Annotated in this window: 10 protein-coding genes; 3 read left to right on the forward strand and 7 right to left on the reverse strand. The window is 56.6% G+C overall.

All coding sequences use genetic code 11. From position 1 onward, the window contains the following. Positions 1–166: 166 nt before the first annotated feature. The 3 genes from AC57B6_RS06670 to AC57B6_RS06680 all read left to right on the forward strand — a co-directional run bounded on the left by AC57B6_RS06670 (position 167) and on the right by AC57B6_RS06680 (position 2,307). Positions 167–640, forward strand: coding sequence for a YkgJ family cysteine cluster protein (locus AC57B6_RS06670; protein WP_496420885.1), 474 nt, complete (start codon positions 167–169; stop codon positions 638–640). A gap of 157 nt (positions 641–797) precedes the next feature. Further along, on the forward strand, positions 798–1,169 hold the full coding sequence (locus AC57B6_RS06675) for a tyrosine-type recombinase/integrase (protein WP_496420886.1): 372 nt from the start codon (positions 798–800) through the stop codon (positions 1,167–1,169). 100 nt (positions 1,170–1,269) lie between these two features. Further along, positions 1,270–2,307 (forward strand): IS481 family transposase, encoded by a 1,038-nt coding sequence (locus AC57B6_RS06680; protein ID WP_496420887.1) that lies wholly within the window; start codon positions 1,270–1,272, stop codon positions 2,305–2,307. Between the two features lie 167 nt (positions 2,308–2,474). Here AC57B6_RS06680 and AC57B6_RS06685 read toward each other — a convergent pair whose 3' ends face one another. The 7 genes from AC57B6_RS06685 to AC57B6_RS06715 all read right to left on the reverse strand — a co-directional run bounded on the left by AC57B6_RS06685 (position 2,475) and on the right by AC57B6_RS06715 (position 6,597). Next, complete coding sequence (locus AC57B6_RS06685; RefSeq protein ID WP_496420888.1) at positions 2,475–3,374, reverse strand: hypothetical protein; 900 nt, start codon at positions 3,372–3,374, stop codon at positions 2,475–2,477. Positions 3,375–3,677: 303 nt separating this feature from the next. Further along, positions 3,678–3,896, reverse strand: a complete 219-nt coding sequence (locus tag AC57B6_RS06690; protein WP_496420889.1) for a hypothetical protein — start codon at positions 3,894–3,896, stop codon at positions 3,678–3,680. Between the two features lie 28 nt (positions 3,897–3,924). After that, positions 3,925–4,395 carry a hypothetical protein gene (locus AC57B6_RS06695; protein WP_496420890.1) on the reverse strand — a complete coding sequence of 157 codons (471 nt, stop codon included), beginning with the start codon at positions 4,393–4,395 and terminating at the stop codon, positions 3,925–3,927. 119 nt (positions 4,396–4,514) lie between these two features. Continuing rightward, positions 4,515–4,847, reverse strand: a complete 333-nt coding sequence (locus AC57B6_RS06700; RefSeq protein WP_496420891.1) for a hypothetical protein — start codon at positions 4,845–4,847, stop codon at positions 4,515–4,517. Between the two features lie 193 nt (positions 4,848–5,040). Beyond that, entirely contained in the window at positions 5,041–5,550 is a 510-nt protein-coding gene (locus tag AC57B6_RS06705; protein WP_496420892.1) for a hypothetical protein, read from the reverse strand. A gap of 176 nt (positions 5,551–5,726) precedes the next feature. After that, positions 5,727–6,080 carry a hypothetical protein gene (locus AC57B6_RS06710; RefSeq protein ID WP_496420893.1) on the reverse strand — a complete coding sequence of 118 codons (354 nt, stop codon included), beginning with the start codon at positions 6,078–6,080 and terminating at the stop codon, positions 5,727–5,729. A gap of 19 nt (positions 6,081–6,099) precedes the next feature. Continuing rightward, on the reverse strand, positions 6,100–6,597 hold the full coding sequence (locus AC57B6_RS06715) for a hypothetical protein (protein WP_496420894.1): 498 nt from the start codon (positions 6,595–6,597) through the stop codon (positions 6,100–6,102). Positions 6,598–6,740: the final 143 nt, after the last annotated feature.

The raw sequence follows: 6,740 nt of genomic DNA on the forward strand, positions 1-6,740 counted from the left end.
GTACGCCAGCTTCAAGACCATGCGCACCGTGCTGTTCCTCATCGCCGGAAAGCTCGACTTCTCAGCACTCAATCCGCATGCGTCGTGAGCCGCATTACCCACTCCATTTTTGAAAGAGCCCTGTTACCAGATGGTGTCAGTGCATACCTGGGAAGAAGAGCTTATCGTGAGCTTCATACAGGGTTCGATGCATGCGAAGACCAAGGCGCAGGTCCGTCGCCAGATGGTGGCCTGGTGGCGCGACCTGAAAAGCGGTCTGCGGAAGTCGACCCGCGAGGATCCGATTACGCTGGCCGAAGTCCAGCAGCTCAGCCTGCGCATGATCGCTGATCGCGTCATGTGTCCGTTCCTTGTGGACGACCGTTGCTCGATCTACCCGGTGCGACCGGCCATGTGCCGGGCCCACGTTGTGCCGGACGAACCGGAGCGGTGCGCCACGGAACCAGGCCGCGTCGGTGACCCCGAGGGAGGGATCCATCTCCTGGCCACGTTCGGGCCGGAATCGCCGCATCTGCCCTTTGACAGCTATTACCACGCGATGAAGCCGCTAGCGTTCGCGATGACAGGTGTTTTTGATCTGGCCGTACCATCGACTCCGATGGAAGGGCTCATGCTGGGCGATCTGCTCCCCCGGGTCTAGTGGTGTGCCGCAGTTGCGTGCGGCATTACATGCCCACTGCCGACGCCTGAGGTTTAAGCAGCAATGTCCGAGGTTTCAAGGGTGCTGCAGGATGTATAACCAACAGGGACGAGCGACGCCGACGTGGCGAAGAGTGCAAGCAGGTGGGTATAGTGGAATGCAGGCGCAGTGGCGCGATCGCGGACCCGACTTCAATGCGCCGTACGCGGGCGCACCGCTCGCCATCCAGGGGACGAAGAAGGCCCGCAACAAGTTCGGACTGGATGAGGGCAAAGAGGCGGTGACCGAAGTGCCGCTAAAGGACGGGTATTCAGTGCGCGGCGCACGGGGACTCAATAGCTGGGCAATCCGTCAGATGCTCGAGCAGCTGATGGATCTCAACCAGTCCGAGCGCCGGCAACTCGCCCGCACGTCACCGTATGCGCTGCGCCATGCGTTCGGCACGCAGTCGGTGGCCGCCGGCGTCCCGCTCGACGTCGTGCGGCGAATCATGGGGCACGCCTCGACCTGGTTATATGTATTGAACTAGACTAAATCTGACAGTGGTCGGTTTCTCGTGCTGATGTGCGCTGGCGCGAAGGGCGTAGCCCGAAGCGACAACGCACGCGGCAAACCGCAAGGAGTCCACCATGACTCAGGAACAGAAAGTTATCCGCGCCAAGGTCGGGATGCTGGAGCTGGCCCGGCAACTGGGCAACGTCAGTCAGGCCTGCCGTGTAATGGGCTATTCGCGCGACAGCTTCTACCGTTTCAAGGAACTGTACGATAAGGGCGGTGAAGCGGCCCTGCAGGAAATCTCCCATCATCGTCCGGTGCTGAAGAACCGCGTGGATCCGCAGGTCGAGGCCGCGGTGCTCGAACTGTCGCTGGAACTGCCAGCCTACGGTCAGATCCGTATCGCCAACGAAGTGCTCAAACGCCATGCCCTGAGCGTGTCGCCACAGGGTGTGCGCGGCGTCTGGTTGCGTCATGATCTCCAGACCATGAACCATCGTCTCAAGGCTCTGGAAGCCAGATCCGCCCAGGAAGGGATAGTACTGACCGAATCACAGCTAGCCGCGCTCGAGCGCGCCAAACTGGAAAAGGAAACACACGGCGAATTCGAATCGGAATGCCCCGGCTACTGCGGTGCCCAGGACACCTTTTACGTCGGCACGCTCAAAGGCGTGGGTCGCGTCTATCAGCAGACCTTTGTCGATACCTACTCGAAAGTGGCGTTTGCAAAGCTCTATGACCGTAAGACGCCGCTGCCGGCCGCCGACCTGCTCAACGATCGCGTCGTACCGTTCTTCGACTGCTACGGCATCCCGCTCGCGCGGGTGCTGACCGACCGGGGCACGGAGTATTGCGGCAACCCGGAACACCATGAATACGAGCTTTATCTGGCTGTGGAGAACATCGACCACACCCGCACCAAAGCACGTTCTCCGCAAACCAATGGCATCGTCGAGCGGCTACACAGGACCATGCTCAACGAGTTCTATCGCATCGCCTTCCGCAGGAAGATTTACGACTCGATCGCAGCTCTGCAGACCGATTTGGACGGCTGGCTTGACCAGTACAACAATGAGCGCGAACATCAGGGGCGATGGTGCTACGGCAAGACGCCTATGCGTACCTTCCTCGATTCACTCGAACTCGCCAGGGAGAAACTGATCCCTCACTGAACCGACTTTGTTACTTCGCTTTCCGACTACCTGTCAGATCAAGTCCAGGCTAATACAGGTTATAGGTGCGTGATTGCTGAGCAACTGCCTGCGCCACCATAGACCAGTCGCCACAATTTCTGCCCGCTTGATACCGCGTCGCATCAACAACCCCGCAGCATGCCACGCTATTTGCTCACGCCCAATTCCTCCTCCACGCGTGCAATCGTCTCTTCTAGCGCCTCTCTCGCACGCTCACCGTTCTTTGCTAGTGTTTGCCGCAGACGATCTTGACTGTCGTCTAACATGCCGAGTTCGCTTCGCAAGGCGATACTTGTCGTGATGGACACATCGGTTAATTTCCGCTGCGACTCCGCCATCGCCTTGAGAAAATCTAGCTGAGCAATCTGAAGCTCGCGAGAACTGGCCACTCGCTTGGCCGTCCACTGATCGATCTGCCCTTGTTGAAACGCGATCTGGTTAGCTACAAAATTCCATTTCTCGGGCGGTGGTGGACCTTCAAATAGCATCGACGTCTGGACTTGCACCCATCGCCCATGCTCTTCGATAGCCCGAGTAACGGTCTGCGCATTCGCTTGCAATTGCCCATAGACCACTTCAATAGCAGTGCGCTTGACTGACAGATCGAGATTAACAATCAGGAGCCGGTGCAACAGTGCGCCAGCGGCCGCGACAGTCTCCAAGCTGGCGACCGCATGCACTTTTGAGATCAATCCGACCGCATCGACAAACTTCCCTTGGATTTCAGATCGTGGAACGCTCGGATCGGCCATTGATCCAATCGAACTCATCGCGGAATACACAGCCTCGATAGCCGGGATATAGACGTCGCGCCTGAGCGTCATTTTGCGGTCAAGTGCGCTCTCCGAAGCATCATGTGTGAGCTTCCGGGCATTCTCGTCGGCAGTGTGCCGTAGTTGTTCGCGGTGTCGCCGGGAGAGGCCTAGGTTGGTAGCCAAGACTCCGATCACGGTTATGAAAGAACCGACGATACCCGACCAAACAACATTTGGAACCGACTTAAGCGAAGATGCCAAAGCACCAACGCCTGATGCTATTAGGTCCATTCAAACCCTCCGCAGGGAAGTTTCGAGTCCGCGAACGCAAGCGAAGGATGAACACTACGCTTCGATTGCATGTCTTTCCTAGTGAAACTTCGTTGTGTTCGTCATGCGAGCGTAGTAAAAGCCACGCATCTTCTCGATCATCGCCTCAGTATCTTTCGCACCGTTCGGAAACATTGTTCTGAACTCGTTTTGCACGTTGCGTTCGATAGCCTCGTGAAATTCGCGGTTCCAGCTATCCGTCCACCTGACAAACCATTGAACTACCCGCTTCTTGTTCACAATCCGTCGTCCTGTCACCTTTTTCTATTCCTTCGCTCGATTGGCTTCGGTGTACAACTCGCCAAGAATCACGCGAGCAACGCTTTCGACGGTAGGACCGCCGCGAGCGGGTTTTGAGCCGCCCCCGTTCATCTTGACTGTCATCCAGTCGTCCTTGTCGAGGCTATACGAACCTGTTACGTCAACGCCGTCGATCGTGACCGCGATATCGATCCAATACTTAGGCGTATTTTGTCGTTTCATTATTTGCCTCTTTTCCGCGACGTAGGGATCAAAGGGGGGAAATCTCGTCCAACGATAACGGTCTCCCGAGCGACAAGGCTTCGGAGGGAGCCGTCCCGTTGGCAAGCAGAGTCGCCCAGAAATTATTATCGAAACGAATGCGGTCGAGGGCAAGATACCTAACAATCCGGCATAGCTTCCATCGTGTGAACGAACTGGTCGATCTAGCCGAACCCTGCACGCCAAAGTGATCCTCCAACTCGTAGAAGGTAAGCGGATTCTTCTTGTCCCACTCGTCCGCCAAGAACGAGAGAACAGCCATTACTTCGTCCTCGGAGATTTCAAACTCGTTGCGGAACGGGAGGTGCCACGTGACTCCGTCGTGCAATGCTGGGTAGAGGTCGTTTGCCCATGCATACGCGTACCCACCAACCAATTCGGCATCGCGCTCGAATTGCTGTTGTTGGTGTTGCAACACCGTGAATTTCATCATCATGTACTGCTGTTTGGCGTCTGCCATACGATTATCCTTGTTCAAAGGTTAGCGGGGCTTCGAACCGTCGTCACCCATGATGCGCCCAAGCGCTATTATTTTGAGATTGACGCTCGCGACCGGCGCGAACGGCTTTTCTGAGTCGTCTACTGGATCGCCGGAGGTGTCCAACCCGCCCTCAGCGCCAAGATCTGCCACCGCGGCTCTTGCTTCTCGGACATCTGCTTGCAGTAGGCCCAGATTTGAACGATTCCATCTGCAAACTGTTTTCGTTGCAGGTCGTGTCCGGCCTTGAAGTTGGCCGCCAGAGTGAGGAGTCGAGCTTTCCCACTTAGCTTCGGGCCAAAGAGTGAACGTATGCGACTAGCGAGATTGGCGACCGCCGTCTTCAGTTTTTCGTCCTCGGAATCGATCGCGATCTGCCCCAATTTATTGAGGGTTGACGTGATCGACGCTTCCGCATCCATGATTTTCATCATGTCGGCTTATTCTTTTTTGTCATCCGTTTTGCTCATGGATTTTTCCCTGTCGCGCGACCGAGGCCGCTTTTCCTACTTGCTCGGCTTCGCCGGCTTGACGGCAGGCATCGGGGGCGGTTTGTGATTCACCGGCGGAAGGTTTGCCCCCTTCTCGACATTTCTCGGTGGCGGGGTGGGAATCGTGGGCTTTTGGCTATTCGTCATGGTCATCACCATAGTGGTGTCTTAAATACTGATCGGCGCGTTGCTCTGCTTTTTCAAGCAACGTCGGGTTGTCAGGCAAGCCTCCAAGCGGGAAATGTGACTTGAGAGTCTTCGCAGTTTTGGCCTGAAGATCGACTCGCGCTTTGCTAATTTCCGCTTCGGTCAGCGTCCCATCGGCGATCTCACACCATTTTGCCTCCGCCCAATTTTGATGTAACCGATACTCGTGCGCGCAGGCGGAAGAGGCGCGAACGCGCGCGGAAAATGGGAGAAACCTACTCGTCGCCCCAATGAGATGCGTGACGACGATAATGCCACTCCAGAGCAATGGGAACTGTTTGAACACCGCCCAAATACCGAGGCTACCGGTCGACGTCACCGAAAGGGCTACGTTCGTTCGCCGCTCGAGAAGCGCAGAGCGTTGGGAATATCCCTCGAGAAAATATCCATGGGACACAAGTTCATACAGGGTTCGCCAAAATCTTTGTTGTGGATTCACCTTCGGCCTCGCCTATCACTTCGTTGGCTTCGGCGGCTTAACAACCGGCATCGGCGGCGGACGTCGGAGCACGGGCGGCAACGAATCACCGACGACACCGCGAGGGATATTTGGTCGCGGAACAGGTTTGTCATTCATACGTGTGTACTCCTCGATGTGTAGATGCTTTTCCCTAGCTAACCGTTGTTGGACCTGCAATATGCGAATACGGCGTCATGCAAGGCCCTCGGCGACATCCTCTGGAGGTCGTCGCCCTCATACACCTGCGCGATCACCTCAGTGCGCCGTGCAGCAAGGTCAGCGTCAACGTCCGTCGGCCGCGCACCGAGCGGGACGGCGGCCTCCGCCACCTGTTGCTTGACGCCGTTGTCACGTGAACGAGCGGCAGCCGCGGCCTCGTTCGCCCAATAGGCACACGTTTTCATTTGATGGGGCCTGTAGCCAATTTGTCCGGCAATCTCTTGTACGCCGTTCGGAGCTTCTGCGCGAGCTGCGCCGACCGTGAGCACGGACGCAAGTAAGGTGATCATGTATCTCATTGCGCTTTTCCTAGAACTCTTCAGTCCAAGATGTGCCATCGGCTTTGGTGATCGTGATCTTTAGATGGTCGGTCACATTGAGCTTGACCTCGTCATGAAAACCCAGTCGCATGTTGTCGAGAAACTGAAGCTGAAACTCTTCGGGGGTGCTCTCCGGTGAAAGCCGAACATGCGCAATGTTGCTTGCGGCGGCGACCTTCTTTGCACCGGATTGAAGGTCATGTGGACTCACGGTAATCGCTCCAGCTGCCCCAATGTCCATGATGCGGTATGCGATCGCTGCGACGTCCTCTTGTGCCAGCTTTGATGTCGTGTACCGCCGACACTCAACGATCAGGAAGGCATCGCTTCCTTCAACCACGCCTTTAGCGTCAATCTCCCAACTTGTACCGGTGAGGTTGCCTGGCATGTCCTGCTTCCCTTCGACCGCGGATAAGCCAAAATCGTTAGCAAACCGATCGAGCAGAATCTGCGCGACTTCCTCGTAATGTGTTGAAGTGATAGTCACGGTGCTTCTTCCCCTTCGTTAAGTGCGTATTTCGGACGAAGGTGACCGGCCGTTTCGGGATCGTGACCGGCGATTTCGGCAACGTGACCGACCGTTTCGGGAACGTGACCGAACGGACCGGACGACAGGACTGGCGTTGCGCA

It is taken from the genome of Paraburkholderia sp. BGA-UO-ETr-F12, from assembly GCF_059567945.1.